The organism is Pseudonocardia hydrocarbonoxydans (genome assembly GCF_006539565.1).
In the GTDB taxonomy this organism is placed as follows: Bacteria; Actinomycetota; Actinomycetes; order Mycobacteriales; family Pseudonocardiaceae; genus Pseudonocardia; species Pseudonocardia hydrocarbonoxydans.
This window is the reverse complement of the sequence record NZ_BJNG01000044.1, coordinates 1-26,380: the sequence shown is the minus strand read 5'-3', so window position 1 is coordinate 26,380 and position 26,380 is coordinate 1. Positions and strand designations below refer to the sequence as shown.

Here is a 26,380-nt window from a genome sequence, read left to right as displayed (position 1 = left end):
GGGAGAACGCCCGTGACGAGTGTGGCCCGACCCGACTTCGACCCGGAGCTCAAGGCGGGGCTCGCCGTCGTCGGCGGGGTGTTCCCGCCGACCATCACCCCGGACCTCATCGCGTTCATGCGCCGGTCCTACGCCTCGCCGCCGATCGAGGACACCCTGCGCGGCCGGGCGATCGAGCGCAGCGAGCACACCATCGCGGGCCACCGCGGCGACCCGGTCGGGGTGTCGGTGCTGCGCCCGGCCGGAGCCTCGGGCCCGCGTCCCGGCGTGCTGTTCGTGCACTCCGGCGGGCTGATGTTCGGCGACCGGTTCAGCGGCGCCGACCTCGTGCTCGACTGGGTCGACCAGCTCGGGGCCGTGCTGGTCGCCGTCGAGTACCGGCTGGCGCCGGAGTTCGGCGACCCCTTCCCGCGGGAGGACTGCTACGCGGCGCTGGAGTGGACGGCGGCGCAGGCCGGGCGGCTGGGCATCCGGCGCGACCGGCTGATGGTCGCCGGCGCGAGCTCCGGCGGGGGACTGGCCGCCGGGATGGCGCTGGCCGCCCGCGACCGCGGCGGGCCCGCGCTGTGCGGGCAGGTGCTCGACTACCCGATGCTCGACGACCGCGGGGTCACCCCGTCCACCGCGCAGTTCGACGGCGTCGGCGTCTGGGACCGGATCAGCAACGAGACCGGCTGGACCGCCCTGCTCGGCGCCGCGCGCGGGGGACCGGACGTCTCCCCGTACGCCGCTCCCGCGCGGGCCACCGACCTGTCCCGGCTGCCGCCCGCGTTCATCGACGTCGGTGCGGCGGAGATCTTCCGCGACGAGTCGATCGCCTACGCCGACCGGATCTGGGCCTGCGGCGGTGACGCCGAGCTGCACGTCTGGGCGGGCGGGTTCCACGCCTTCGACATCTTCGCGCCGCACACCGTGCTCGCCCGCGGGATGATCCGCACCCGCGACGCGTGGGTCGAGAAGATCCTCGCCGACTGACGCGCGGGGTGACCGGCACCACTACACTCGGGGCACCGGTCGGCGAGGAGGGTGACGTGCAGGAGCTCCTCGGCCGGATCGCCGCGCTCGACCCCCAGGCCAGCCTGAGCCTGCGCGTCATCGCCTGCTTCGACGAGCTGATCGTCGGCAACGTCAACACCCGCGGCCTGCTCAGCGCGGCCGCGTCGCTGGCCGGGTGCCATGCCGGGTTCCGCCAGGACCATCCGCCGCGCACGCTGCGCGTCACGCCCCGCGGTGAGCTCGCCGACCCGGGCGAGCCCGCGGCGTCGTCCATCACCTGCGACGGGCTGACGGTGTGGATCGAGCGCGACGGCCCGGCCCGCGTCAACGACACGATCATCCTGGAGCGGCTCGCGCTCGCCGTCCGCATCCGGCACGGGCGGGGCAGGCGGGAGTCCGACAACCGCCGCGAGCTGGGCCTGCTGCTCGACCCGGCGGTGCCGGTCGAGGACCGCCGCACCGCCGCCGCCCGCCTCGGCCTCACCGGGCCGACGCGCTACCGCGTCGTCGCGGCGCCGCTGTTCGCCGTGTGGGACGACCACCCGACGGGCGCCGAGGACGTCATCCCCACGCCGTACGGGCCGATCCACGCCCTGGTGGTGCCGCACGACCACCCGCCGGTGGCCGCCGCCCCGTCGGGCACCGGCCTCGCCGCGCCCGTCGAGCACCTGCACCGCTCCTTCCGCACCGCCGTCGTCGCGCTGCGGCTGTGCGCGCCGCCCGCCACGCCGTCGGTGCTGGCCGACGACTACGGCGGGCTGGTCGGACTGCTCGCCGACACCCCGATCGACGCCGACCTGCCCGACGTCGACTCCCTCGACGACGTCATGGCCCACGGCTGGGGACCGGCCACCCTCGACGCGCTGGTCCGCGCGGGTTCGGTCCGCCAGGCCGCGCGCCTGGCCGGGGTGCACCACAGCACGCTGCAGACGCGGCTCGACGGCGTCACCGAGGCGGTCGGGTTCGACCCGTTCGAGGACGGCATCGGCCGCACCCGTCTGGGCATCGCCTACCTGGTCTGGCGGCTGCGCAACTCCCGCGTGCTCGACCTGCCCGCGCCCACCCACCCGGCCCCCGCCGTCGGCTGAGGTGCCCGTGGACGTCTGGCTCGAGGCCGCCCTGAACGGCCCGTGGGGCCGCGCGCGCCAGCCCGGCATCCCCGTCACGGCCGACGAGATCGTCGCCGACGCGCTGGCCGCGGCCGACGCGGGCGCCGCGGTGATCCACTTCCACGCCTACGACGAGCGCACGGGCCGCCAGCGCGACTCCTACGAGATCTACGCGCCGGTGATCGAGCGCATCCGCGCGGTGGCCGACGTCGTGTGCTGCCCGACGATCCCGTTCGCCGGCAGCGGCGACGCCGCGGAGCCGATGACACCGGCCGCGCGGTTCGCCGCGGTGGAGAAGCTGCTGGCCGCGGGGCTGATCGAGTGGTCGGTGGTCGACCCGGGGTCGGTCAACATCTCCCTCGCCGACGACGTCGCCGCCGGCCGCGAGGGCTTCGTCTACGCCAACCCGGAGTCGCACGTGCGGTACGGGCTGGCGCTGGCCGCCGCCCACCGCATGACCCCGTCCTACGCGATCTACGAGCCCGGGTTCCTGCGGCTGGGCGCCGCGCTGCACCGCGCGTCGCCGGGGGTGCCGCAGCCGGTCTACCGGTTCATGTTCACCGAGCAGTTCACCTTCGGCCTGCCGCCGGCGGAGTGGGCGCTGCAGGCCTACCTGCGGCTGCTGCGCGAGGAGGCACCGGCCGCCCCGTGGATGGTCGCCGGGCTCGGGGTGGACGTCGAGCCGCTGATCGGGGCGGCGGTGCGGGCGGGCGGGCACGTGCGCGTCGGGCTGGAGGACGCGCCGCTGGGCTGCGCCAGCGGCAACACCGCGCTGGTCGAGCGGGCGGCCCGGCTGATCGAGGAGGCGGGCGGGACGCTCGCCACCGGGGCGCAGGTGCGCGCGGCGTCCTGATCCGCCGCGCCGGTTATCGTGCCGCCCGTGGCCAAGCTGTACTTCCGCTACGGCGCGATGAACTCCGGCAAGTCGACGGCGCTCATCCAGGTGGCGCACAACTACGAGGAGCGCGGGCAGCGGGTGCTCATCGTCAAGCCCGCGGTCGACACCAAGAGCCCGGCCGTGCTGTCGCGGATCGGCGTCGACCGCGACGTCGACCTCGTCGCCGGCCCCGACGTCGCGGTGCGCGAGCGGATCCTCGACGGGCGCGACCCGCGGATCGACTGCGTGCTCGTCGACGAGGCCCAGTTCCTGGCCCCCGAGCAGGTCGACGACCTGTTCCGGCTCGCGGTGCAGGACGGCGTCCCGGTCATCGCCTACGGGCTGCGCAGCGACTTCCGCACCCGCGGCTTCCCGGGCAGCATCCGGCTGATGGAGCTGGCGCACTCCATCGAGGAGCTCAAGACGATCTGTCGCTGCGGGCGCAAGGCGATCCTCAACGCCCGCACGGTCGACGGCCGGTTCACCCAGTCCGGTGACCAGGTCGCCATCGACGGCGACGTCGGCTACGAGTCCATGTGCGGCGGCTGCTACCTGCGCGAGTTCGACCTCTGCTAGAGGGCTCGCACACGGGACCCCGCCCGCCCGTGTGCGAGCCCCCGAGACCGGCGTCGGTCAGCGGCGGCCGGTCAGGAGGCGGGCCGACCGGCGGGCGCTGCGGGTGCCGCCCGCGGTGACGACGGCCCCGACGTGCAGGGCGCCCGCGACGACGGCGCCCGCGGTACGCCCGGCGAGGCGCACCGGGTTGAGCGCGCGGGCCGCGGAGTCCAGGGGCGACGCCGCCCGCTCGGTGATGGAGTGGATGAAGGTGCCGGCGCGGTGCGAGGCGTCCTGCAGCCGCTCGCCCGCGTCCTGCCCGACCACGGCGGCGCGGTCGGCCCCGTCGACGACGGCGTCCCCGGCGTCGCGGGCGGTGCGCTCGACCCGGGTGCGCGCGCGGTCGGCCGCGGCCGACACGTCGTCGGCGACGTCGGAGGCGGCGGCGGACACGTCGTCGCCGATCTCCTGGGCGGCGTCGGCCACGGCGTCGGTGGAGCGCCGCGCGGCGGTGCCCGCCCGCTTCCGCCCGTTGACGGCGTCGGCGAGCTCGTCGGCGACGTCACCCGCGGCGTCGGCGGCGGTGCCGCCCGTCTTCTCGGCGGTGGCGGCGGCCGTGCGGCCCGTCTTCTCCGCGGCGTCGCGGCCCTCGTCGGCCACCGTGCCCGCGGTGGCCGTGGCGGCGTCGGCGGCCTTGCCCGTGGCGGCGGCGGCACCCTTCGCGGCGGCGGTGGCCGCGGTGCCGGCGGCGCGCACCGTGGTGTCCTCGGCGCCCGCGGCGACCGGACGCGTCTCGCGGACGGCTCCGTCGGTGCCGTGCACGACGACGTCGCCGCCGCCGTCGTTGGCGACGATCTCGACCGCGCGGGTGATCGCCTCGGCCTGGGTGGGGGCCTTCGCGCTCGGACGCTTGGCGCCGGTCTTCTCGACCTGCCAGCCGGTCTCTGCGGGTACGACGTGACGGTCGGCCATGCCGGTTCCTCTCTCGGGGCGGGTGGTGCTCACCACGTGGGATTCCCGTTCCGTCCAGTTCCTCACGCGTTGGAGACCGGACTCACGCTCAGAACAGTGTGAGCTGGTCGACGACGGGCCGGCGCGGCAGCGGCGGGCGGCGCGGCGGCCGCGACGCCCGGGGAGACCAGCCGGTCTCCAGGTCGGTGCGGGCGGGCGGCGGCGGGGCGGTGTCGTCGTGGGCCAGGGCCCGCAGCGCCGTGGCCGCGGTCCACGGCAGGTCCTGCTCGGCGAACGCGGCCCGCACGGCGTCGACGGGCAGCGGGAGGCGGCCGGCGTCGAGGTCGACCGCGACGTCGTCGCGCATCGTCATGACCTGCCGGTTCAGCGCCCACGCCGCCCGCGCCGCGGGATCGGCCAGGCGCCCGGCCGCGGCCGGGCCCACCGCCTCGACGACGCGCGTGCCCCCGGCGTCGAGGTCGTCGAACGCGGCCTGCGCGCAGCCCATGGCGGTGAGCAGCCGCGCCGCGGTGCGCGGCCCCACCCCGCGGACACCGGGCAGGTTGTCCGAGGGGTCGCCGCGCAGCGCGGCGAAGTCGGCGTACTGCGCGGGGCGCACGCCGAGCAGCGTGACGAGCCGGTCGGGGGTGAGCACGGGGGAGGCGTCGACGCCGCCGTTGATGATCCGCAGCACGCGCGTGTGGGCGTCGATGAGGCCGAAGGCGTCGCGGTCCGAGGTCATGACGACGGTCGTCGCGCCCGCGCCGGGTGCCCGGCGGGCGACGCTGGCCAGCACGTCGTCGGCCTCCCAGCCCGCCGGCACGACCACGGAGATCCCGAGGGCGCGCAGCACCTCGGCCGCGGCGTCGAGCTGCTCGACGAGCGTGGCCAGCTTCTCGCCGCGGTGCGCCTTGTACTGCGGCCAGCGCTCGCGGCGCACGCTCGCGGCGGGGTCGTCGAAGCCGACGACGACGTGGTCGGGCCCGATCCGGTCGACGGCGGCCACCAGCTGGGACAGCAGACCGCGCACCGCCCAGCGCGGGTGCCCGTCGGCGGAGCGGAACCCGGTGCGCGCCTGGGAGTGGAAGCAGCGGTGCACGATCGAGTTGCCGTCGACGGCGAGCACGACCCGCGGATCACCCATGCCCGACGCCCAGGACGGGCGGCAGCCCGAAGGCCGCCACGTGCTCGGGCCCGATGAACGTGGTGACCGCGGCGATCCGGTCGCCGCGCAGGCTGAGGACGTCGACCGCGAACGCCCCGAACCCGCCCGCCGCGTCGTCCCACAGGTAGGAGGCGGTGGCCGGCTGGCCGTTGGCGGAGGTGGGCACGCGCCGCCAGGCCCCGCAGGCACCCAGCGGCACCGTCGTGGCGAAGTCGGTGACCGCCTCGATACCCCGGTACCAGTGCCGCAGCGGGGGCATCGACCACGTGACGTCGGCGGTGAGCAGCGCGACCAGCGCGTCGGCGTCGCCGCGCTCCAGCGCCGCGGAGTAGCCCTCGACGATGCCGCGCAGCCGCGCGTCGTCGAGGTCGCGCAGCATCTGCTGCTGGGTGCGGTCGGGCACCTTCTCGGCGACCGTGCGGCGGGCGCGCTGCAGCGCGCTGTTGACCGAGGCCGTCGAGGTGTCCATGACGGCGGCGATCTCGGCCACGGAGAAGCCGAGCACCTCGAACAGCAGCAGCGCCGCCCGCTGGTTGCCCGGCAGGTGCTGCAGGGCGGCGACGAACGCCAGCTCGACGGCCTCGCGCTGCTCGTAGCGCGCCTGCGGCCCGGCGGGCAGGCCCGCGTCGGGGTAGGGGCCCAGCCAGGCGACCTCGGTGAGCGGGGCGTCGTCGGCCACCGCGCGGTCGCTGGAGGGCCCGAGGTCGACGGGCAACGCGCGCCTGCCCCGCCGCTGCGCCTCGGTGAGGCAGGTGCGCGTGGCGACGGTGTAGAGCCACGACCGCAGCGACGCCCGGCCCTCGAACCCGCCCAGCCCCCGCCAGGCCCGCACGAGGGCGTCCTGCAGGGCGTCGTCGGCGTCGTGCGTGGAGCCCAGCATGCGGTAGCAGTGCGCGTGCAGCTCCCGCCGCAGCGGGGCGACGAGCCGGGTGAACGCGGCGTCGTCGCCCTCGCGGGCGAGGGTGAGGTCGCGGTCCCCCGCGGTGGTGTCGCGCACCCCGACGATTGTGCCGCAGGGGTCGGTCAGAAACTGAACGTCGTGGCGGCCTCGTCGCCGATCCACTCCCACAGCGGCACGGTGCCGCCCACCTCGGCGCCCGCGACGAAGGTGCCGTCGAGCTTCTTGGCGTGCACGCAGATGGGGCAGACGAGGTAGCGCCCGCCGGCGCGCTCGTAGCGGTCGAGCAGCTCGGTCAGCGGGGGACAGCCCTCGCAGGCGGTGGCCACGGCGACGCCGGGCACCGCGAGGCGGACGGCCTCCTTGGTCAGGAACATCATGGTCGGGCGGCCGGACTCGGCGGCCGCGACGGCGGTCAGGAAGGCCACGGTGACACGCTCGGTGTCCTCCAGGCCGGTGGTCAGGTTGATGACGGCTCGGTTGCTCATGGCGACGACGCTAGGGACGCCGCCGGCCCCCGTCGTGAGGAGTTCTCCCTATCCGTCCAGCGGTTCCAGCGTCGTCAGCAGGCCGTGCTGCATGGCGAACAGCGCGGCGCCGGCGCGCGTGCCGGCGCCGATCTTGGCGTAGATGCGCTCGATGTGGTTGCCCGCGGTCTTGGGCGAGATGCCCAGCTCGCGGCCGATACGGCGGGTGGAGGCCGCCCGGGCCAGCAGCTCCAGCACCTGCACCTCGCGCGCGGTGAGCCCGGCGGGCCCGGGCGCCGGGCGGCGCGTGTGGTGCCCCGCGCTGCCGAGCACGGCCTCGACGGCGGCCGGGTCGAGCCGCCCGGCCCGCGCCTCCCCGCGCAGCGCCTCGGCCGCCGCGGACGGGGTGAGCGCGGCGCGGTGCGGGCGGTCCTCGACCATCGCGTGGTAGGCGTCGGCGGCGCCCAGCACGCGCGCGGCCGCCGGGATCGAGGTGGCGGTGAGCCCGCGGTGGTAGCCGGAGCCGTCGAGCCGCTCGTGCGTCATGGCCGCGACCGCCGCGGCCGGCCCGAGTGCCGGGACGCGCCGCAGCATCCGGTCGGTGTAGTAGGGGTGCAGCTGCACCCGCTCCCGCTCGACGTCGGTGAGCGGGCCGGGCTTGTCCCAGATCGTGTTGGGCACCCCGGAGCGGCCCAGCCCGTGCAGCAGCCCCGCGCGGCGCACCACCGCGACCTCGTCGGCGGGCAGCCCGGTGCGGCGCGCGGCGGCGGCGGCCAGGTCGGCCACCCCCCGGGAGCGGCCGGCGAACCACGGCGACTTCAGGTCGACGAAGTCGGCCACGGCCTCCAGCCCGGCGTCGAGCGACGAGCCGCTCAGCGGCCGCGGCGACGCGTCGGCGGAGAGCAGCTCCGGCCAGCTCGACTCGGCGGGCAGTCCGTCGAGCAGCTCCCGGCCGTGCCGGACGAACGCGTCGACCACGGCGGGGTCGAGCGAGGACCCCCGCCTGCGCCGCGCGGTGGCCAGCGCGGCCTCGACTCCACCGGTGCGGTGGTGGACCTCCACGACGTCGGCGAGGTGCACGATCCGCGTCGCCACGTCGATCTCCTCGCCGCCCAGGCCGGCGGGCGACCCCCGCCCGTCCCAGCGGGCGAAGGTCTGGCCCAGGCAGCGGCACAGCCGGTCGGGCATCCCGAGGCGGGCGGCGAGCCGGCCGGTGACCTGGCAGTGCGCCACCAGCGAGTCCTCGACGACCCGACCCCTCGTCGCGACCAGCCCGGCGGCGACCCGCGCGCGGTGCAGCGCGGACCCCCCGGACCCCGCCCGGCGCACGAGGTAGCGCAGCATCGGCGGGCTCCCGATCTCGACGTCGTAGACGCCGGCCCGCAGCGTGATGTCGTCGCCGAAGCGGGCCGCGGTCTCGTGGGAGTCGGCGGTGCAGCCGACCCAGGCGAGCAGGGCGAGGGAGTAGGTCGTCGCGACGTCGTCGCCGGTCAGCCCGATCCGGCCGGCGAAGCGGGTGGCGATCAGGCAGGAGCGGGCCAGGTGCTCCATCGGCTGCCCGAGGCCCAGGTCGGCGGCCAGCGACAGCATCCCGACGAGCTCGGCGACCGAGATCGTCACCGGATCCCCGCCGCCGGCGCCAGCCATGGCCGGAGTGTAGTGACGGTCCTACGGTGATCCGATGGCGCGAGGGGTCCAGGAGGTCATGAGCAGGCGGGTGGTCACGGTCCGGTCGGACGCCCCCGTGTCCGCGGCGGTCGAGCGGATGCGGCGGTTCGGGTTCAGCGCGCTGCCGGTCGTCAACGCCCGGCACCGGCTCGTCGGCGTCGTCAGCCTGCTCGACGTGCTGCGCCACCGCGAGTCCGGCGGCACCGACGCCGACGCCGTCGACGACGTCATGAACCCCGACGTCCTGGCCATGCCGCCCACCGCGAGCCCTGCGGTCGTGGCGGCGCGGATGCGCTCGCACGGTGAGCTGCGGGTGATGCCGATCGTGGAGCGCGGTGCCCTGGTCGGCGTCGTCACCCGCAGCGACCTGCTGCGGCCCCGGCGGCCGCGGGGCCGGTTCGGCGCGCTCGCGCGGCGCCTCGTCGGCCGCGACGACGCCGCCGACGAGGCGCTGCTCGCGCTCGCGCGCCCGGGTCGCGAGCGCCCGGCCGCGGTCGCGACCACGCCGGTGCGCGAGGTCATGACCCCCGACCCGGTGACGGTGCGCCCCACCGATCCCGTCGAGGTGGCGGTGGAGCTGCTGCTGGCCCGGCGTCACACCGCGCTCCCCGTCGTCGACGGGGGTGGCCTGCTGGTCGGCGTCGTCAGCGAGGCCGACCTGCTCACCGGCCGGGCGCGCGACGTCGGTGCGGTGATGACCCGGACCCCGGTGACGCTGCCGGCCGGGGCCACCGTCGGCGACGCCGTCGCGCTGGTGGCCGACCGGGGGCTGCGGATGGTGCCCGTCGTCGACGGCGGGGTGCTGGTGGGCGTGGTCAGCCGGGGCGACCTCGTGTGAGGGCTAGAAGAACTGCCCCAGCCAGTCGGTGAACTGCTCCCACAGGTTGCGGGCGTCGTCGACGGCCCCGTCGGGCACCTGCGGCAGGTCCGGGAGGTCGGTGGGGATGTCGGGCAGGTCGCTGGGCAGCTCGGGCAGGGTGAAGCCCGGTTCGGCGGCCTCGTCGGTCGGCGCGGCCTCCTCGGTGGGCTCCGCCGCCTCGGTGGGCTCCGGCGCCACCGTGGTCTCCTGCGCCGACGTCGGCGCGGCCGCGACGTCGGTCGGCTCGTCGTCGCCGCGGGTGAGGGCGAAGACGACCACGGCGAGCAGCACCAGCGCCGCGAGCCCGGCGAGCAGCGCCCGCGAGGTGCGGCGCTCGGGCTCCGGCTCGGCCGCGGGCGCGCTGAGCAGGCCGGCCACCCGCCGCGCGTCGGGACGGCGCTCCGGGTCGGGGTCGGTCATCGCGCGCAGCGTGGAGCGCAGGGGCTCGGGCAGGTCGGCGGGGACCGGCGGGCGGTGGTCGAGGCGCCGCTCGGCGGCGGCCCAGCCGTCGCCCTCGTACACCTTGCGCCCGGAGAGCGCCTCGAGCAGCAGCAGGCCGAGCGCGTAGACGTCGGCGGGCGGCCCGGCCGGCTCGCCCCGGACCTGCTCGGGCGCCAGGTAGGCGGGCGTGCCGACGTCGAGGTCGGCCGAGGTCATCCCGGAGCTGCCGGCGAGCCGGGCGATGCCGAAGTCGGCCAGCCGCATCCGGCCGTCGTGGTCGACCAGCACGTTGGACGGCTTGACGTCGCGGTGCACCACGCCCTCGCCGTGCACGTAGGCCAGCACCCGGGCCAGCTCCAGCCCGACGCGCGTGGCCGACTCCGCGTCGTAGGGCTCGCGGGTGAGCTCCTGGGCCAGCGTCGGGCCGTCGACGAGCTCCATGACCAGGTAGGCCCGGCCGCGCTCCACGGCGTAGTCGTGCACCGCGACGAGCCCGGGATGGCGCAGCCCGGCCAGGGTCCTGGCCTCCTCGGCGAAGCGGCGCTCGCCGTCGGGGTCGGTGCCGGGCCGGAACAGTTTGACCGCGACGGGCCGGTTCAGGCGCAGGTCCAGCGCGCGGTGGACGTCGGCCATCCCTCCCGCACCGAGCAGCCCCTCCAGGCGGTAGCGGCCACCGAGCACCGCACCGGCCCCGCCGTCGACGGGCGGGATGCGCTCGGTCGCGGCCGGGTCGCCGTCGAACCGGCGCGTCGGGTCCGGGTTGCGCCGCGTCGGGTCCGATCCTGGCTGCACGAGTCCTCCCAGCGCCGCCACGGCCGGTCGCGCGGCGACGACCGACCGTACCGGCGCGCGCCGGGCCCGTCCGGCCGGGCGGGGTCGCCCGATCAGGGGTCGTTCACGCGGCCGCGGATCAGGCCTTGAGCAGCGCCTCCGCCAGCCCCGCGGGCTCGGTGAACAGCGCCTCGTGGCTGCCCGGCGCCTCGATCGCGGTGACGCCGAGCCGGTCGGGGAAGCGCGGCACCCAGCCGTACTCGCCGGGCGGCAGCGCCACGTCGTCGACGGAGAAAACGTAGGCGACCGGGACGCCGAGCGTCGCCGGGTCGATCGGCTGGACGGTCTCGGTGAAGTACTGCATCGGGTGCGGCACGAGCAGGTCGTACACCAGCTTCCGGACGGGCTCGGGGGCGTCGCCGATGAAGGCGCCGGAGAACACCTCGTACGGCAGCACGACGGTGTTGTTCCCGGACGCGGCCGCCACACCGGAGAACAGCTCCTGGTAGGGCGGTGGCACCTCGTCGTAGAGGCTGCGCCCGGCCGCCGGCACGAACGCGCTCCAGTAGACGAGCCTGCGGAGCCGCCCGGCCAGCCGCGGGGCCGCGCCGGTGATCGGGTAGCCGCCCCAGCTGTGGCCGACGAGGGTGACGTCGTGCAGGTCGTGGCGCTCGACGTAGCCCACGACGAAGTCGACGACGTCGGACAGGTGCAGCGCGGTGGGGTCGTCGCCGTCGGCCAGGCCGGGCAGGGTCGGGGTGTGGACGGTGTGCCCGGCGGCGCGCAGGTGCTGGGCGAGCGGGCGCCACGCCCATCCGCCGTGCCAGGCTCCGGTGATCAGGACGAACGTCTCGGCCATCGCGTGCTCCAGGTGCGGGGAAGGGGTCCGGGGCGCCATCATGGTGCGGTCCGGCAACGGCCGTCAACGAAACAGCACACGAGGACGGCGGCCCGTCCCCGTTTCCCCGGTGTGATGGCGGGACGGGAAGTCACGACGACTCGACGGACGTCGATATTTCGTAGCATTGTGCGCCGCGCGCCGGGTGGTGGCACGGTGAAGGGGACGAATCGGACCTGGGGGGAATCGTGAGACGCGACGTGAGCGCGACGCTGCCGTGGATGGGTGCCGGCACCGAGTTCCTGGTGCAGCTCGTCGACGCCCTGCCCGACGACGCCCTGCGCGCCCCCAGCGGCCTGCCGGGGTGGAGCCGCGCGCACGTCGTCGGGCACGTCGCGCGCAACGCCGAGGCGCTGGCCCGGCTCGCGCACTGGGCGCGCACGGGCGTCGAGACGCCGATGTACGCGGGCCCGGGGCAGCGCGACGCCGACATCGCCGCCTCGGCGGCCTACCCGGCCGACCGGTTGCGCCGCGAGCTCTCGACCACCGCCGACGCCCTCGACGTCGCCCTCGCCGCGCTCGACGACACGACCTGGCGGGCGCAGGTGCGCAGCGCGCAGGGCCGAGACATCCCGGCCACCGAGATCCCCTGGATGCGGGTCCGCGAGGTGTGGCTGCACGCCGTCGACCTGGCCTCCGGCGCCGGGGTGGCCGACCTCCCGCCCGGCGTCGTCGACACCTTGCTCGACGACGTCGCCGCGGCGCTGTCGGCCGCGCCGGACTGCCCGTCGGCCACGCTGGCGGCCACCGACCGGGCCCGCACCTGGGCGCTCGGCCCCGGGGAGGCGGCGGTGCAGGTGCACGGGCCCGCGGCGTCGCTGCTGGGCTGGCTCACCGGCCGCTCCGACGGAGGCGCGCTCACCGCGCTCGACGGCGACCTCCCCACCCCGCCGCGCTGGATCTAGGAGCGCCGCACGAGGGTCGTCACCCGGGTCAGGGCGGGGGAGCGCGGGGTGGAGCCGAACCCGAACCGCACCGGCGGGTCGACGGGGGCGAGCGCGCCCTGGTCGACGCCGTCCCAGCCCACGGTGGCCGCGGTGATGCGGTGCAGGTCGAGCGCGCCGTAGAACTCCTCGCGCCCGCCCGCGGCGCTGCCCCGGGTGCGCACCCCCGGCAGCACCCGGCGCGCGACGACGTCGACCAGGGAGATCCAGCGCGGGTCCGTCGCGACCCGGCGGGGCACCGCGCGCAGCAGCGTGCCCAGCGCGGGCCGCCGCCCGACGGTGAACGCCAGCGACAGCGGCGCAGCGTCGACCTCCCACCGCGTGCCGTCGGTCCGGCTGTGCACCGGGCCGACCCGCACCTCGTCGAACACGTAGGTGGCGGCGACGAACTCCGCGACGGCGGGCGAGGGCGCGAGGAGCAGCCGGTGCCCGTCGGGCCGCTCCACCATCACGTCGGTGAACGGGCCGAGCGGGGAGCGTGGCCACACGCCCGCCACGGCGCGCAGGCCCGACGCGGTCCCGAGTCCGGCGATGAAGCCGTCGAAGCGATCGATCACGTCCCTGTCTACCCCGCTGGTCTACGGTCGGCGCGCGGCAGGCGGAATGTTGCACGCGCAACTACTGTTTCGACCGGTACGACCGACCACCACCACGGAAGGACTCCTCCGATGCCACAGCCCGAGGGTGCCGAGCTCGACGCCGTCCGCGCGCGCCGCGCGGAGCTCAAGGACAAGTACCTCAAGCCGCTGGGCGAGCGGCCCGCGTCGACGGTGCAGGGCGTCCACCACGCGGCGCTGATCTGCAAGGACGTCGAGACGACGATCCGCTTCTACCAGGACCTGCTCGGCTTCCCGCTCGTCGAGCTGGTGGAGAACCGCGACTACGCCGGGTCGAGCCACTTCTTCTTCGACATCGGCAACCGCAACCTGCTGGGCTTCTTCGACTTCCCCGGTCACGACCACCCCGAGTTCTCCGAGACCATCGGCGCGGTGCAGCACATCGCGCTGTCGACCTCGGCGGAGGAGTTCGCGGCCGTGCGCGCCCGGCTCGACGAGGCCGGCGTGGAGTACATCGGGCCCGACCGCGGCATCGACAACAGCCTCTACATCCGCGACCCCAACGGTGTCGGCATCGAGTTCTACCGCGAGGACCTCGGCCTGTTCGAGGGCGAGCGGCTGCTCGACGCCTGACGGGAACCGTCCGGCCCGCTCGTACGTATCCTGACCGCCGGGTGAGGGATGGTGGGCAGATGAGCGACGGACGACCGCCGAAGCGGGGCACGCCGGGCTGGGGGCCGCCCCGGCGTCCCGGCCCGCCGTCGTCGGCCGGTGGCTGGGGATCGGGCGGCCGCCCGCCCGGCGACCGTCCGCTGCCCCCGTCCTGGCCGCCCGCCGCCCCGCAGCAGCCCCTCCCGCGGTCCGCCCGGCCGACGGCCCCGCAGCAGGGCCACCGCTCGACGGTGGCCGGCGGCCGCGGCCAGCAACCGCCCGCCACGTCGGTGTTCCCGTCCGGGCGCGACGCCCCGCGCCGCCCGGCCCGGGCCTCGGACCGGCGCCCGTCCGGGCCGCCGCCGCGCCGCCCGTCCGGCTCCCGGCCGGCCGGGCCGCGCCCGGGTGGCCGGCGCCCGGACCTGGGCCGCCGGATCCGCACCGTGCTCGTCGTGGCGCTGGTCCTGATCGTCGGGTTCGCCGTCTACATCGACGTCTCGCTGGACCGCGTCTCCGCGCTGCCCTCGGACAGCACCAACTCCTCCGAGGGCACCAACTACCTGATCGTCGGCTCCGACAGCCGCGCCGAGCTCACCCCCGAGCAGCGCGCCGAGCTCGCCACCGGCGACCCGGAGTCCGAGCTCACCGACACGATCATGCTGCTGCACACCGGCAGCGGACCGTCCACGCTGGTCAGCATCCCGCGCGACTCGATGGTCGACATCCCAGGCCACGGCCGCCACAAGATCAACTCGGCGTACGGGCGCGGCGAGGGCGAGTCGCCCGGCAGCGGCCCGGAGCTGCTCACCCGCACCGTCGAGGGCGCCACGGGCCTGCGCATCGACCACTACGTCCAGATCGGCTTCACCGGCTTCGTCAACGTCGTCGACGCCGTCGGCGGCGTCGACCTGTGCGTGCCCGAGGCGATCGAGGACCCCAAGGCGGCACTCGACATCGAGGCCGGCTGCCAGACCCTGGACCAGGCCACCGCGCTCGGTTACGTCCGCACCCGGGCCACGGCGTCCTCGGACTTCGGGCGTGTCGAGCGCCAGCGGGCGTTCATCTCGGCGCTGCTGCAGAAGGTCACCAGCCCGGCCACGCTGCTCAACCCGTTCCGGATCGTCCCGCTCTCACTGGGCCTGTCCAGCGCGATCACCGTCGACGACGGCTCGCACGTGTGGAACCTGGCGTTGTTCGGCCTGGCCATGCGCGGGGTGTCCGACGGCGGCGTCACCACCACGGTGCCGGTGCGCGACGGGGTCGTGAACTGGGACCGCGACCGTGCGAGCGCCCTGTTCGAGTCCCTGGCCAACGACGAGGTGCCCACCGGGAGCCAGCTCGGCCCCTGATTCGGTGGGTCAGGCGGGCTTGCGGGTGCGCTTGCGCGGGGCCTCGTCCTCGTCCTTCTTGGCCGCGGGCTTGCGCGACCGGGTGGCCTTCGGCTTCTCCGCGGGCTTCTCGGGGGCCGGCTTCTCCGCCGCCTCCTCGGCCGGCTTGCCGGCGCGTGCGGCCTCGACGCTGCGCTGCAGCGCCGTGAGCAGGTCGGTCATCGAGTCGCCGTCGTCGGTCTTCTCCGCGACCGGCGCGGGCCGCGTCTCCCCGGTGGAGCGCTTCTGCTCGATCATCGCGACGACGGCGTCGCGGTACTCGTCGTGGAAGTCCGACGGGTCGAAGTCGGCGCCCAGGCTCTCCACCAGCGACGCGGCCATCTGCAGCTCCTGCGGGCGCAGCTCCACGTCGTTGTCGAGGATGTCGAACTCGGGCTCGCGCACCTCGTCGGGCCACAGCATCGTCTGCAGCACGATCGCCTTGCCGCGCACCCGCAGCAGCGCGATGCTCTCCCGCTGGCGCAGCGCCACCTTCACCACGGCCATCCGGTCGGTGTCGACGAGCGCCTCGCGCAGCAGCGCGTAGGGCTTGGCCGCCTTGGCGTCCGGTTCGAGGTAGTAGGACTTCTCGAACAGCAGGGGGTCGATCTGGTCGGCCGGGACGAACTCGATGACGTCGATCTCGTGGCCGGTCGCGGTGGGCAGCGCGTCGAGGTCCTCCTCGGTGAGGGTGATCAGCTCGCCGTCCTCGGTCTCGTAGCCCTTGACGATGTCGGCGTAGTCGACCTCCTCGCCGTCGAGGGAGCAGGTGCGCTTGTACTTGATCCGGCCCCCGTCGGCGCCGTGCACCTGGTGGAACCGGATGTCGTGGTTGGTCGTGGCGGCATAGGCCTTGACCGGCACGCTCACCAGCCCGAAGGACACGGCACCGCTCCACATCGCCCGCATGGATGTCAGCATGGCCGGGTGCAGCCCATGCTCGCCACCCCTGCGACCCTCCCGATCGGGCCGGGATGGATCTACGAGGTGGAGTGGGGCGGCCTGCGCCTGCTGGCCGACGTCGTCGACGGGGTGCTGACGCTGCACGGCCCCGACGGCGACGTCACCGCGCAGCTGCCCGAGCTGGCCGCACTGCGCGCGCTGGCCCCCGACGTCCTGCTCGACGGCGAGGTGGTGCTCCTGGAGAACGGGGTGCCCAGTCCCGACGCGCTGGCCGAGCGCATGCACCGGCCGGTCGACGCGCGCGCGGCCCGCGCCCGGCCCGTCACGTTCATGGCGTTCGACGTCCTGCGCCTCTACGGCGTGCCGCTGCTCGACCGTCCCCAGCGCGAGCGCCGCGCCACCCTGGAGCGCCTCGACCTCGCCGCGGTCGCCCCGCTCTCGCTGTCGCCGACCTACACCGACGGGCCCGCGCTGCTCGCCGTCACCGCGGAGCACGGGATGGCCGGGGTCGTCGCGAAGCGGGGTTCGGCGCCGTACCGACCGGGGGCGTGCAGCCCGGACTGGGTGCGGGTGTCGCACCGGCGCACCCAGCCCTGCCTGGTCGGCGGGTGGCGGGCCACCGGGTCGTCGCCGGTCGGGTCGCTGCTGGTCGGGGTGCTCGACCGGCACGGCCTGGCCTACGCCGGGCGCGTCGGGGTCGTTGACGACGACGTCCGGCGGTCGCTGGGGGAGCGGCTGGCCGCGGTGGCGGCCCCGTCGCCGCCGTTCACCGCCCGACCGGGCGGCGGCGACGCGGCCGGGGCGCGGTGGTGCGAGCCCGCCGTGGTCGTCGACGTCGACCACCTCGGCTGGACCGGCACCGGCCTGCTGCGCAGCCCGGTCCTGCGCGGCGTCCGTGACGACCTGCACCCCGCCGACGCCGTGCGCTCTCCCTGAGGGGGCAGCGGTGGTGGGATCGACCCGCCCGGGGCAGGATGACGCCGGATGCTCGAGAAGGGGGCTACCCACCGTGGACCAGAACCTGCGTGCCCGCCCCCACCCGGAGGGAGCGCGGCACCGCCCCGTGCAACTACGGTGGTGCCGGTGACGACCATGCTGACCTGGCAGGCCGAGGACGGCCCAGGGCTCGAAGGCACCCGGCTGCTGCTCGGCACGGGCGGTGGGTTCCGGGCGCTGGGCCGGATGGTGCGCACCGGGCCGCACGGCGCCTTCACCGCCTCCTACCGGCTCGTCGTGGCCGACGGCGGCACCGTCGAGCGGCTGTCGCTGACGACGGCCACGGCCCAGCGCGAGCGGCACCTCACGATGAGCCGCACCGAGGACGGCTTCTGGCTGCTCGACACCGGATCGGGCGGCACGCGGTCGGAGTTCGGCGGGGCGGTCGACGTCGACCTCGCCCACAGCCCGGTGTTCAACACGATCCCGATCCGCCGGCTCGGCCTGCACACCGAGGCCGCCGAGCACACGCTGCCGACGGTGTTCGTGACGCTGCCCGAGCTCGAGGTGCGCGAGGTGGAGCAGGTCTACGCCACCGCCTCCGTGCTCGACGCCGACGGGTCGGCCTGCGTCGGTTTCCGCTGGGACGACTTCACCGCGGAGCTGACGGTCGACGCCGACGGGGTCGTCCAGCGCTACCCGGGGGTCGCCACCCTCCTGCCCTGACCGCCGGTCAGGCCTTCCAGCCGGTCACTACCGAGCCGCGGCGGCCGATCGCGCGCAGCGCCGCCAGTGGTGCCCGGCCGGTCAGGCTCGCCCGCACCGCCTTCGGGGTGCGGGCCGCGGCCCACCGCTCGCGGGCGGCGTGCCCGGCGAACACCGTGGCCGTCAGCCCGCCGGTGGACGCCAGCGCGCCGCGCATCGCGCCGAGGCGGCCCAGCGCGTCGTCGACGGCGCCGAGCAGGGCGTCGCGGTTGCCCTCGCACATGGCGAGCACCAGCTCCGGGCGGGTGCCCGCGACGCGCGTGCCGTCGGCGAAGGACCCGGCGGCCAGCGCGAGGGGCAGCGCGTCGTCGCCGCCCGCACCGACGGCGGCGAGCACCGCGGCCAGCAGGTGCGGCAGGTGCGACACCCGGGCCACGGCGAGGTCGTGCTCGTCGGCCGCGGCGGGCACGACGCGGGCGCCGCAGGCCCAGGCCAGCTCGGCGACGTCACGCCACACGTCGAGGTCGAGGCCGTCGTCGGCGGCCACCACCCAGGCCGCGTCGACGAACAGCTCGGCCGCGCCGGCCGCCCACCCCGACTCGCTGGTGCCCGCCATCGGGTGACCGCCGACGAACCGCGCGCGCGGCGCGTACCGGGCCACCGCGTCGGCCACCGCGACCTTGACGCTCACGGCGTCGGTCAGCCGCACCTGCGGCGCCACGGCGTCGACGCGGTGCAGCACCTCGGGCAGCGCGGTCAGCGGCACGGCGAGCACGACGAGCGCGTCGGCCTCGGCGGCCCGGCGCAGGGCGGCGTCGGTGTCGACGCCGACGTCGAAGCCGTCGGCCCCGGCCTGCGCCGCCGTCCCCTCCGACGCGCTGGTGCCCCACACCGCCCGCCCGGCCTTGTCCGCGGCGCGCATCAGTGAGCCGCCGATCAACCCGGACCCGATCACGCAGACCGCCCGCTCCGTCACGCGGCAGAGGGTAGCGGGGGCTCAGACGAGCCTGCGGGCCAGCGCCAGCACCCCCCGCTCGTCGAGCGTGACGCCCACGACCTGCACCCCGGCGGGCAGCCCCTCGGTGGCGCCGGGCACCGACACGGCGGGCCAGCCGGTGAGGTTGAACGGCAGCGTCAGTGCCAGCAGCGCGGGCCGCACCGCCACGCCGTCGACGGTCTCCTGCCCGATCGGCGTGGCCCGCAGCCGGGTGGTGGGCAGCACCAGCGCGTCGACCCCGTCGACGGCGGCGCGGAACTCGGCGACCAGCCGTCGCCGGGTGCGCTGCGCGGCGACGTAGACGTGGGCGGGGAGGTCGCGCTGGGGGCCCAGCCGCTCGCGGGTGGCCGGCTGGTAGTCCTGCGGCCGGTCGTCGAACCAGCGTGCGTGCGTGGCGTAGGCCTCCGCCCCGACGATGACGGGGTACGTCGCGGCCAGCTCCTCGATCATCGGGGTACGGATCTCCACGACCGTGACGCCGTCGGCCCGCAGCCGGGCCACCGCGGCGTCGACGGCGGCGGTGAGGCCCGCGTCGTCGGCGCGCCAGTAGTCGTCGACGAGCACCCCGACCCGCCGGGCGACGGCGGGCGTGCCGGTGCCGGTGAGCGCGTCCCAGGCCAGCGCGGCGCCGTCGACGTCGGCGGTCAGCAGGCCCACGTGGTCGCAGGTCTCCGACAGCGGGAACACCCCGTCGACGGGCAGGCGCCCGTACGCGGGCTTCAGCCCGACCACCCCGCACAGCGCCGCGGGCGTGCGCACGCTCGCCCCGGTGTCGGTGCCCATGGCCAGCGCCAGGTGCCCGGCCGCGACGGCGGCGGCCGAGCCGGAGGAGGAGCCGCCGGTGATCCGGGTGGGGTCGTGCGGGTTGCGGGCCGGCCCGGACGCCGAGACGTCGCCGGTGGGGCCGTAGGCGAACTCGTGGGTGTGCAGCTTCGCCACCACCACCGCCCCCGCCGCCCGCAGCCGGGTGACGACCGCGGCGTCGGCGGTGGCCGCCGGGGCGTCGGCCAGCACGTCGGAGCCGGCGCGGGTCGGCAGCCTGGCCACGTCGAACAGGTCCTTCACCCCGACCGCGACGCCGTGCAGCGGCCCACGCCACTCCCCGCGGGCGAGCTCCGCGGCCCGCTCGGCGGCGTCGGCGAGGGCGCGGTCGGCGTCGAGCAGCACGACGGCGGAGTGGGTGTCGGCGGCGAGGCGCTCGCAGGTGTCGCGGACGTGGTCGACGGGCGACAGCGCGCCGGACCGCAGGTCGGCGGAGAGCCGGGGCAGGGAGATCACCCCGTCATGCTGCGCCCTCACCGCAACGCGTCGAGCGCCAGCCCCGCGTAGACCGCCACCCCGTCGGCCAGCGCGGACTCGTCGAAGACCACGCGGTTGGAGTGGTTGGCCGGGGCGGTGGACGGGTCGAGGCCCGCGGGGCAGCCGCCGAGGAAGGCCAGCGCGCCGGGGACCTGCTCCAGCACGTAGGAGAAGTCCTCGGCGCCCAGGATCGGGGTGGGCATCGTGGCGACGCGGTGGCAGCCCAGCACCTCGCGGCCCAGCGCGGTGAACCGGTCGGCGGCGTCGGGGTCGTTGACGGTGACCGGGTAGCCGGACACGACCTCGACCTCAGCCGCGCAGCCGTGCGCGAGCGCGGTGTAGCGGCAGACGCGGCGCACGATCTCGCGCACCTGCTCGCGCACCGGCGCCGACAGCGTGCGGATCGTGCCCTCCATGAACGCCGTCTCCGGGATGACGTTGGTGGTGGTGCCCGCGGTGAGGTGCGCGATGGTGAGGACGGCCGGGTCGTGCGCGCTGACCTCGCGGGAGATCGCCGTCTGCAGCGCCCCGATCATCGCGGCCGCGGCCGGCACGGGATCCGCGGCGTCGTGCGGGGCGGAGGCGTGGCCGCCGCGCCCGCGGACGGTGATGCGCACGGTGTCGGCCGAGGCCATCAACGGCCCGGGCCGCAGGTGCAGCTCGCCCGCCGGGATGGTGGCGCTGATGTGCAGCGCGTAGGCCCACTCGGGGCGCCCGGCGGGCCCGGTGGGGTCGAGCAGCCCCTCGTCGATCATGTGGCGGGCGCCGTGGAACCCCTCCTCGCCGGGCTGGAACATGAACAGCACCCGCCCGGCCAGCTCCGCCCGCCGCCCGGACAGCAGCCGGGCCGCCGAGGCCAGCATCGCGACGTGGGTGTCGTGGCCGCAGGCGTGCATCGCCCCGTCGACCTCGGAGGCGAAGGGCAGCCCGGTGTCCTCGTGCATCGGCAGGGCGTCCATGTCGCCGCGCAGCAGCACTGTGGGGCCGGGGCGCCCGCCCTCCAGCACCGCCACCACCGAGCCGACGCCGACGCCGAGGTGCACCTGCAGCGGGAGGTCGGCCAGCGCGTCGAGGACGAGGTCGCGGGTGTGCGGCAGGTCGAGCCCGACCTCGGGCCTGCGGTGGATGGCCCGGCGCAACGCGACCGTCCGGGGTTGCAGCGCGCGGGCCTGCGCGGAGAGGTCGGGCATGGCCCCGATCCTGCCGCACCGGACCGACACCGCAGGGTCGACTTCCGGTTGTGGTGTGGACCACAGTCCGAGGGAGGCCTACCGTAGTGTCATGGCGGTGCAGAGCGTCGAAGCGCCCGCGGACGTGCGGGGACAGGCCCTGCCCGGGTATGCCGTCGCGGCGATCCGGGAGGAGGGCCGCTGGCGCTGCACGCGTCTGGCCGCCGAGTCGCTGGTCGATCTCGACGCCGCCATCACCGAGCTGCGCGAGCTGCGCGTCCAGGGCGCGGTGGTGGGCCTGCTCGACGTCGACGACGAGTTCTTCGTCATCGTCCGCCCGGTGCCCGGGGGCATCTCGCTGATGCTGTCCGACGCCGTCGCCGCGCTCGACTACGACGTCGCCGCCGACGTGCTCGATCTGCTCCGCGTCGAGCTGCCGCCCGACGACGACGCCCTCGACGACCCGTGGCCCGAGGGCGATCTGGCGATCCTCGCCGATTTCGGCCTCCCCGCCGACGAGCTGGAGATGCTCGCCGGCGAGCTGGAGCTCTACCCCGACGAGCAGCTGGCCACCATCGGCCGTCGCTGCGGGTTCGCCGACGCGCTCGCCGAGGTCGTCGACGCGCGGTGACGTCGTCCCCCGCCTCGGACGAGGCGCTGATCCGCCGTGCCCTGGTGCTCGCCGCCGCCGCGCCGCGCACCGGCGACGTCCCGATCGGCGCGGTCGTCGTCGACGCCGACGGGCGCGAGCTGGCCGCCGCCTGCAACGGCCGCGAGGCCTTCGGCGACCCCACCGCGCACGCCGAGGTGCTGGGCCTGCGCGCCGCCGCCGCGGTGCGCGGGGAGTGGCGCCTGGAGGGCTGCACCCTGGCCGTCACGATCGAGCCCTGCACGATGTGCGCGGGGGCGATCGGGCTGGCCCGCGTCGACCGGGTGGTGTTCGGGGCGTGGGAGCCCAAGACCGGCGCCGCGGGCTCGCTGTGGGACGTGCTGCGCGACCGCCGCCTCACCCACCGGCCCGAGGTCGTCGGCGGGGTGCTGGAGGGGGAGTGCGCGGCGCTGATGGAGTCGTTCTTCGCCGGTCACCGGTAGTCCCGCTCGGCTAGCCTTCCGCCGGTGGGCGAGGGCGAGCTGCGGTCGCGGGTCGGGGCGTACGTCGTGTGCGTGCGGGAGCGGTCGGTGCTGCTGGTGCGGTTCACCGGCGTCGACCGGTGGGCCCTGCCCGGCGGCGGGCTCGACCACGGCGAGCACCCGCGCGACGCCGCCGTGCGGGAGGTGGCCGAGGAGACCGGGCTGCAGGTGGCGCTCGGGCCGCTGCTCGAGGTCGGCTCCCGGGTGTGGGACGACCGCGCGTACCGGCTGCACATGATCAGCATCATCTACGCGGGCGAGATCACCGGCGGCACGCTGCGCCACGAGGTGGGCGGCAGCTCCGACCACGCCGCGTGGGTGCCGCTGGCCGACGTGGCCGCGCTCGACCGCTCCCGCATGGTCGACGTCGGGCTCGCGGCCGCGGGGATCACACCAGGCGCCCCGCCGCGATGACCCGGGCCAGGAACTCCTGCGTGCGGGCCTCCCGGGGCGAGCCGAGCACCTGCTCGGGCGGGCCGGACTCCAGGATCGTGCCGCCGTCGAGGAAGCACACGCGGTCGGCGACCTGCTTGGCGAAGCCCATCTCGTGCGTGGCCATCAGGATCGTCACCGGGCCGCGGGCCAGCTCGCGGACGATCGCCAGCACCTCGCCGACGAGCTCGGGGTCGAGCGCGGAGGTGATCTCGTCGAGCAGCAGCAGGCGGGGCCGCACGGCCAGCGCGCGGGCGATCGCGACGCGCTGCTGCTGACCGCCGGAGAGCCGGTCCGGATGGGCGCCGGCGAAGGACTCCAGCCCGACGCGGTGCAGCAGCTCGTCGGCGCGCTCGTTCGCCTCGTCGGCGGTGAGGCGGTGCACCACGCGCGGGGCCAGCGCCACGTTCTGCCGGGCCGTCATGTGCGGGAACAGGTTGAACGCCTGGAACACGATCGCCATCCGCCGCTGCGCCTCCGCCGCGGCCCGCGAACCACGGCGCGGGTCGGAGACGTCCTCGCCGTCGAGCAGGATCCGGCCGTCGTCGATCTCCTCGAGCAGGTCGACGCACCGCAGCAGCGTCGACTTCCCCGAGCCCGACGCCCCGATCAGCGTGACCACCTCGCTCTCGGCGACGGTGAGGTCGATGCCGCCGAGCACCGTCGCGTCGCCGTAGCGCTTGACCAGGCCGTGGACCTCCAGGACGGGGGTCATGCGCTCTCCCGGCGCGCGGCCCTGGCCGCCACCGCGTCGGCGACGCGCCCGGTCGGGATCGCGAGCAGCACGAACAGCAGCCCGGCCACGACGTAGGGGGTGAAGCTGAACAGCAGCGCCGACTGGATCTGCGCCGCCCGGATCGCGTCGACGGCTCCGAGCACGGAGATCAGCCCGACGTCCTTCTGCAGCGCCACGAAGTCGTTGAGCAGCGGCGGCAGCACCCGGCGGACGGCCTGCGGCAGGATCACCAGCCGCATCGACTGCCGGTGCGTCAGCCCGAGCGACCGCGCCGCCGCCCGCTGCGACGGGTGCACCGACTCGATGCCCGCGCGGAAGACCTCCGAGACGTAGGCCGAGTAGACCAGGATCAGCGCGATGGTGCCGAGCACCGCCACGTCGGTCGGCACGCCCTGCAGGCGCAGCCCCGGCACCCCGAAGCCGATCAGGTAGAGCGCGATGAGCAGCGGGACGCCGCGGAACAGGTCGACGTAGCCGATCGCCAGCGCGCGCACCGGGAAGAACACCGGTCCGCGCAGCGTGCGCAGCAGCGCGATCGCCAGCCCGAGGATGAGGATCCCGATCTCGGCGACGACGAGCACGCGGATGTTGAGCCACAGCCCCGTCAGCACCGCGGGCAGCGCCGCCCAGGCGTCCTGCGGGTCGAGGAACGTCTGCTGCACCCGGGGCCAGCCCGGCGTGTTGACCAGCCCGACCGCCAGCGCGGTCGCGAACACCACCGTCGAGAGCAGCGCGATGCGGGTCGACCGGCGCGCGCGGGAGCGCCGGTACTCGGCCCGGTCGAGGGCGAGCGGGCTGAGCGCCGGCAGCGTCACCGCAGCTCGGGGGCGGCCCCCGCGGAGGCCAGCCACTCCTGCTCCAGCGCGTCGAGCGTGCCGTCGGCGCGCAGGGCGTCGACCGCCTCCGAGACGCACCCGGTCAGCGGGCTGTCCTTGTCCAGCACCGCGCCGAACTGCTCCGGCGTGCCGCCGCCTGCCGGGAGCTGGCCGACGATCACGCCGCCGTCGAGCTCGGCGGAGGTGACGAAGAACGCGGTCGGCAGGTCGAGCACGAGCGCGTCGATCTGGCCGTTGGTCAGCGCGAGCTTGGCGTCGTCGTTGGTGTTGAACACCGACGGCTCCGTCGTCGGGGCGATCTGGTCGACGATCGCCTGGTAGCTCGTGGTGCCCACCTGCCCGCCGATCCGCACGCCCTGCAGGTCGGCGATGCTCGTGGCCGCGGCGGCCGGGTTGCCCTCGATCGCGATCACGGCCTGCGCGACGTCGTAGTAGGGCGAGGAGAAGTCGACGGCCTGGCGGCGCTCCTCGCTGATCGAGAACTCGGTCAGGTTGAGGTCGTAGGTCTTCGGGCCGGGTGCGATGGCGGCGTTGAACGGCACCCGCACCCAGCTCACCGCGTCGCGGGTGTAGCCGAGGCGCTCCGCGATCGCGTAGGCGACGGCGCTCTCGAAACCCTCGCCCGACGTCGGGTCGTCGTCGAGGTACCACGGCGGGTACACGGGCTGGTCGGTGCCGATCGTGAGCGTGCCCGCGGTGAGGGTGGGCAGGCCGCCCGGCTCGCAGGCCGCCGCGGCGACGGGCTCGGTGGGGGCGGCCGGGGCGCACCCGGCCGCCAGGAGCAGTGCCGTGACGGCGAGGAGTCGCCGGATGGGGATGGCCACGGGCGGATTCTGCACGGACCGGGGCCCCGCGTCGATCACGGTTCGCTCACGGCCCCCGCCCTGCCCGCCACCGGGCCTCTTGTAAGCTTCTCCGCGGTGGCGTGTCCGAGCGGCCGAAGGAGCACGCCTCGAAAGCGTGTGAGGTGCAAGCCTCCGTGGGTTCAAATCCCACCGCCACCGCCAGCTGAACAGGCGAAACGCCGGGCACCTCACCGCGAGGAGCCCGGCGTTTCGGCTTCCAGTCTCAGTTCTAGTCTCGTTTCCGCCGACAGTGCCTCAGCACAGACGTGGGAGCACCTGACACAGCCGGTTCTGAACCCTGCTGACGGCCCGCTCAGCCAGAGCCCGTCGCGGCCCAGCAGGAAGCTGCGCAATCCGTTCGTTGACCTGAGCAAGTGCTCGGCTGACCAGCCCCGTCGGTGGAGGCGGCGGTGTCTCTCCGTCGTCGGGAGTGCAGCCGACGCCACAGGTCGGCGGTGGTGGCTCGCTGTTGCCGTCGTCCTGAGCGAGAGCGACCGACGAACCCAACAGCAGGAACGCGACGACCAGCGATAGCACGGCCAGCAACGAGCGACGCACGATCTCCCCCTCATTACATCCGTCCGCCCGGATCATCCGGACAGTCCTCGTCGTTCGATTCGTCCGCCGTGGCATCGGTGTTAACCCCGCCTGACATCCCCCCTTCTCCGGAAGGGTTGCCGCTGACCTGCCAAATCAGCCCGCCGACCCGGTTCGCGATGTCGCGCTGGATGGCCGAGGTGACGTGCTGGTAGCGCGCGGTCATCGCGGTGTTCGACCACCCCATGATGCTCATGACGGCGCGCTCCGGGACGCCGAGCAGGAGCAGCACGGTCGCGGCGGTGTGGCCGGCGTACTTCCGGCCGCAGGTGTCGCCGCACCCGTGCTGCCACCGTGGACGCAGCCGACCGCGGCGCACGAACATCGACCCGGCGTCGAGGTCGACGTCAGCCCACTTCAGGCCGAGCGCCTCCCCTTGGCGCAGACCGAGCGCGAGTGCGACGGCCCAGCGGGTGCCGTTCCGGCCGTCGAGCGCCGACTTCAGCAGCATCCGGATCTCGTCGACGGAGTACGGCTCGATCTCCGTCTCGATGAGGCGGGGCGCCTTGGCCAGGGTCGCCGGGTTACGTCCAGCGGTGCGGCGGTGATCTCCTCACGGCGCGCCCGAGGCAGCCAGACCGGCGGCCCGACATGCAAGCCGGGAAAGAGTGGCTTGCATG

The 26,380-nt window shown here is 75.6% G+C and carries 29 protein-coding genes and 1 tRNA gene; 14 read left to right on the top strand and 16 right to left on the bottom strand.

Annotated features, from left to right (window positions below):
* The first annotated feature begins 12 nt into the window (after nucleotides 1-12).
* From PHY01_RS23240 to PHY01_RS23225, 4 genes are read left to right on the top strand one after another with little or no spacing between them, the layout of a single operon-like run.
* Nucleotides 13-975, top strand: a complete 963-nt coding sequence (locus PHY01_RS23240; protein ID WP_174824152.1) for an alpha/beta hydrolase — start codon at nucleotides 13-15, stop codon at nucleotides 973-975.
* 56 nt (nucleotides 976-1,031) lie between these two features.
* Complete coding sequence (locus PHY01_RS23235; protein WP_141281891.1) at nucleotides 1,032-2,084, top strand: helix-turn-helix domain-containing protein; 1,053 nt, start codon at nucleotides 1,032-1,034, stop codon at nucleotides 2,082-2,084.
* Between the two features lie 7 nt (nucleotides 2,085-2,091).
* The gene (locus PHY01_RS23230) at nucleotides 2,092-2,958 is read left to right on the top strand and encodes a beta-keto acid cleavage family enzyme (RefSeq protein ID WP_141281889.1); all 867 of its coding nucleotides are present in this window, start codon (nucleotides 2,092-2,094) and stop codon (nucleotides 2,956-2,958) included.
* Between the two features lie 27 nt (nucleotides 2,959-2,985).
* The gene (locus tag PHY01_RS23225; protein ID WP_141281887.1) at nucleotides 2,986-3,558 is read left to right on the top strand and encodes a thymidine kinase; all 573 of its coding nucleotides are present in this window, start codon (nucleotides 2,986-2,988) and stop codon (nucleotides 3,556-3,558) included.
* Between the two features lie 57 nt (nucleotides 3,559-3,615).
* Here PHY01_RS23225 and PHY01_RS23220 read toward each other — a convergent pair whose 3' ends face one another.
* The 5 genes from PHY01_RS23220 to PHY01_RS23200 all read right to left on the bottom strand — a co-directional run bounded on the left by PHY01_RS23220 (nucleotide 3,616) and on the right by PHY01_RS23200 (nucleotide 8,665).
* Nucleotides 3,616-4,509, bottom strand: a complete 894-nt coding sequence (locus PHY01_RS23220) for a DUF2188 domain-containing protein (protein WP_141281885.1) — start codon at nucleotides 4,507-4,509, stop codon at nucleotides 3,616-3,618.
* An 88-nt stretch (nucleotides 4,510-4,597) separates the two neighbouring features.
* Complete coding sequence (locus PHY01_RS23215; protein ID WP_141281883.1) at nucleotides 4,598-5,632, bottom strand: 5'-3' exonuclease; 1,035 nt, start codon at nucleotides 5,630-5,632, stop codon at nucleotides 4,598-4,600.
* Entirely contained in the window at nucleotides 5,625-6,650 is a 1,026-nt protein-coding gene (locus PHY01_RS23210; RefSeq protein WP_218030299.1) for a sigma-70 family RNA polymerase sigma factor, read from the bottom strand. Before PHY01_RS23210 ends, PHY01_RS23215 begins: the two co-directional genes overlap by 8 nt.
* Nucleotides 6,651-6,676: 26 nt before the next feature.
* The gene (locus PHY01_RS23205; protein WP_141281881.1) at nucleotides 6,677-7,039 is read right to left on the bottom strand and encodes a DsrE family protein; all 363 of its coding nucleotides are present in this window, start codon (nucleotides 7,037-7,039) and stop codon (nucleotides 6,677-6,679) included.
* Nucleotides 7,040-7,087: 48 nt separating this feature from the next.
* A complete protein-coding gene (locus PHY01_RS23200; protein WP_141281879.1) occupies nucleotides 7,088-8,665 on the bottom strand; it encodes an HD domain-containing phosphohydrolase in 1,578 nt (525 codons plus the stop codon).
* Between the two features lie 34 nt (nucleotides 8,666-8,699).
* On the opposite strand from PHY01_RS23200, the gene PHY01_RS23195 reads away from it, so the two are divergent.
* Nucleotides 8,700-9,524, top strand: coding sequence for a CBS domain-containing protein (locus PHY01_RS23195; RefSeq protein ID WP_141281877.1), 825 nt, complete (start codon nucleotides 8,700-8,702; stop codon nucleotides 9,522-9,524).
* A gap of 3 nt (nucleotides 9,525-9,527) precedes the next feature.
* On the opposite strand, the gene PHY01_RS23190 is transcribed toward PHY01_RS23195, so the two are convergent.
* Both PHY01_RS23190 and PHY01_RS23185 read right to left on the bottom strand, forming a co-directional pair.
* The gene (locus tag PHY01_RS23190) at nucleotides 9,528-10,778 is read right to left on the bottom strand and encodes a serine/threonine-protein kinase (protein WP_141281875.1); all 1,251 of its coding nucleotides are present in this window, start codon (nucleotides 10,776-10,778) and stop codon (nucleotides 9,528-9,530) included.
* A gap of 118 nt (nucleotides 10,779-10,896) precedes the next feature.
* Nucleotides 10,897-11,616 carry an alpha/beta hydrolase gene (locus tag PHY01_RS23185; protein ID WP_141281873.1) on the bottom strand — a complete coding sequence of 240 codons (720 nt, stop codon included), beginning with the start codon at nucleotides 11,614-11,616 and terminating at the stop codon, nucleotides 10,897-10,899.
* A gap of 260 nt (nucleotides 11,617-11,876) precedes the next feature.
* On the opposite strand from PHY01_RS23185, the gene PHY01_RS23180 reads away from it, so the two are divergent.
* Nucleotides 11,877-12,560, top strand: coding sequence for a maleylpyruvate isomerase family mycothiol-dependent enzyme (locus tag PHY01_RS23180; RefSeq protein WP_141281871.1), 684 nt, complete (start codon nucleotides 11,877-11,879; stop codon nucleotides 12,558-12,560).
* Here PHY01_RS23180 and PHY01_RS23175 read toward each other — a convergent pair.
* A complete protein-coding gene (locus PHY01_RS23175) occupies nucleotides 12,557-13,156 on the bottom strand; it encodes a hypothetical protein (RefSeq protein WP_141281869.1) in 600 nt (199 codons plus the stop codon). The two genes, PHY01_RS23180 and PHY01_RS23175, sit on opposite strands and share 4 nt — an antisense overlap.
* A 111-nt stretch (nucleotides 13,157-13,267) precedes the next feature.
* On the opposite strand from PHY01_RS23175, the gene PHY01_RS23170 reads away from it, so the two are divergent.
* Nucleotides 13,268-13,789, top strand: coding sequence for a VOC family protein (locus tag PHY01_RS23170; protein WP_141281867.1), 522 nt, complete (start codon nucleotides 13,268-13,270; stop codon nucleotides 13,787-13,789).
* A gap of 59 nt (nucleotides 13,790-13,848) precedes the next feature.
* The gene (locus tag PHY01_RS23165; RefSeq protein ID WP_141281865.1) at nucleotides 13,849-15,156 is read left to right on the top strand and encodes an LCP family protein; all 1,308 of its coding nucleotides are present in this window, start codon (nucleotides 13,849-13,851) and stop codon (nucleotides 15,154-15,156) included.
* A gap of 9 nt (nucleotides 15,157-15,165) precedes the next feature.
* Here PHY01_RS23165 and ku read toward each other — a convergent pair whose 3' ends face one another.
* Nucleotides 15,166-16,083, bottom strand: coding sequence for a non-homologous end joining protein Ku (gene ku, locus PHY01_RS23160; protein ID WP_141281863.1), 918 nt, complete (start codon nucleotides 16,081-16,083; stop codon nucleotides 15,166-15,168).
* Between the two features lie 27 nt (nucleotides 16,084-16,110).
* Here ku and PHY01_RS23155 point away from each other — a divergent pair, with 27 nt between their 5' ends.
* Together PHY01_RS23155 and PHY01_RS23150 are read left to right on the top strand one after the other, a co-directional pair.
* Nucleotides 16,111-17,013 (top strand): ATP dependent DNA ligase, encoded by a 903-nt coding sequence (locus tag PHY01_RS23155; protein ID WP_141281931.1) that lies wholly within the window; start codon nucleotides 16,111-16,113, stop codon nucleotides 17,011-17,013.
* 156 nt (nucleotides 17,014-17,169) lie between these two features.
* Nucleotides 17,170-17,739, top strand: coding sequence for a putative glycolipid-binding domain-containing protein (locus PHY01_RS23150; RefSeq protein WP_246086106.1), 570 nt, complete (start codon nucleotides 17,170-17,172; stop codon nucleotides 17,737-17,739).
* A gap of 7 nt (nucleotides 17,740-17,746) precedes the next feature.
* On the opposite strand, the gene PHY01_RS23145 is transcribed toward PHY01_RS23150, so the two are convergent.
* From PHY01_RS23145 to PHY01_RS23135, 3 genes are read right to left on the bottom strand one after another with little or no spacing between them, the layout of a single operon-like run.
* Entirely contained in the window at nucleotides 17,747-18,694 is a 948-nt protein-coding gene (locus PHY01_RS23145; protein WP_141281859.1) for a prephenate dehydrogenase, read from the bottom strand.
* Between the two features lie 21 nt (nucleotides 18,695-18,715).
* Nucleotides 18,716-19,993 carry an amidase gene (locus PHY01_RS23140; RefSeq protein WP_141281857.1) on the bottom strand — a complete coding sequence of 426 codons (1,278 nt, stop codon included), beginning with the start codon at nucleotides 19,991-19,993 and terminating at the stop codon, nucleotides 18,716-18,718.
* Between the two features lie 17 nt (nucleotides 19,994-20,010).
* Complete coding sequence (locus PHY01_RS23135; protein WP_141281855.1) at nucleotides 20,011-21,204, bottom strand: M20 metallopeptidase family protein; 1,194 nt, start codon at nucleotides 21,202-21,204, stop codon at nucleotides 20,011-20,013.
* Between the two features lie 91 nt (nucleotides 21,205-21,295).
* Between PHY01_RS23135 and PHY01_RS23130 the strand changes: the two genes are divergently transcribed.
* The 3 genes from PHY01_RS23130 to PHY01_RS23120 are packed head-to-tail and all read left to right on the top strand — an operon-like array spanning nucleotide 21,296 to nucleotide 22,728.
* Entirely contained in the window at nucleotides 21,296-21,814 is a 519-nt protein-coding gene (locus tag PHY01_RS23130) for a tRNA adenosine deaminase-associated protein (RefSeq protein ID WP_141281853.1), read from the top strand.
* Complete coding sequence (locus PHY01_RS23125) at nucleotides 21,811-22,275, top strand: nucleoside deaminase (protein ID WP_141281851.1); 465 nt, start codon at nucleotides 21,811-21,813, stop codon at nucleotides 22,273-22,275. Before PHY01_RS23130 ends, PHY01_RS23125 begins: the two co-directional genes overlap by 4 nt.
* A gap of 24 nt (nucleotides 22,276-22,299) precedes the next feature.
* Nucleotides 22,300-22,728, top strand: coding sequence for an NUDIX hydrolase (locus tag PHY01_RS23120; RefSeq protein ID WP_281283704.1), 429 nt, complete (start codon nucleotides 22,300-22,302; stop codon nucleotides 22,726-22,728).
* Here the strand turns inward: PHY01_RS23120 and PHY01_RS23115 are convergent.
* From PHY01_RS23115 to PHY01_RS23105, 3 genes are read right to left on the bottom strand one after another with little or no spacing between them, the layout of a single operon-like run.
* Complete coding sequence (locus PHY01_RS23115) at nucleotides 22,703-23,461, bottom strand: amino acid ABC transporter ATP-binding protein (RefSeq protein ID WP_141281849.1); 759 nt, start codon at nucleotides 23,459-23,461, stop codon at nucleotides 22,703-22,705. The genes PHY01_RS23120 and PHY01_RS23115 overlap by 26 nt on opposite strands.
* Nucleotides 23,458-24,297, bottom strand: a complete 840-nt coding sequence (locus tag PHY01_RS23110) for an amino acid ABC transporter permease (protein WP_218030298.1) — start codon at nucleotides 24,295-24,297, stop codon at nucleotides 23,458-23,460. The genes PHY01_RS23115 and PHY01_RS23110 overlap by 4 nt, the downstream gene beginning before the upstream one ends.
* Nucleotides 24,294-25,142 (bottom strand): ABC transporter substrate-binding protein, encoded by an 849-nt coding sequence (locus tag PHY01_RS23105; protein ID WP_246086101.1) that lies wholly within the window; start codon nucleotides 25,140-25,142, stop codon nucleotides 24,294-24,296. The genes PHY01_RS23110 and PHY01_RS23105 overlap by 4 nt, the downstream gene beginning before the upstream one ends.
* A 95-nt stretch (nucleotides 25,143-25,237) precedes the next feature.
* On the opposite strand from PHY01_RS23105, the gene PHY01_RS23100 reads away from it, so the two are divergent.
* A tRNA-Ser gene (locus PHY01_RS23100) sits at nucleotides 25,238-25,325 on the top strand.
* Nucleotides 25,326-25,734: 409 nt separating this feature from the next.
* Here PHY01_RS23100 and PHY01_RS23095 read toward each other — a convergent pair.
* A complete protein-coding gene (locus PHY01_RS23095) occupies nucleotides 25,735-26,211 on the bottom strand; it encodes a tyrosine-type recombinase/integrase (RefSeq protein ID WP_246086100.1) in 477 nt (158 codons plus the stop codon).
* Nucleotides 26,212-26,380 lie beyond the last annotated feature (169 nt).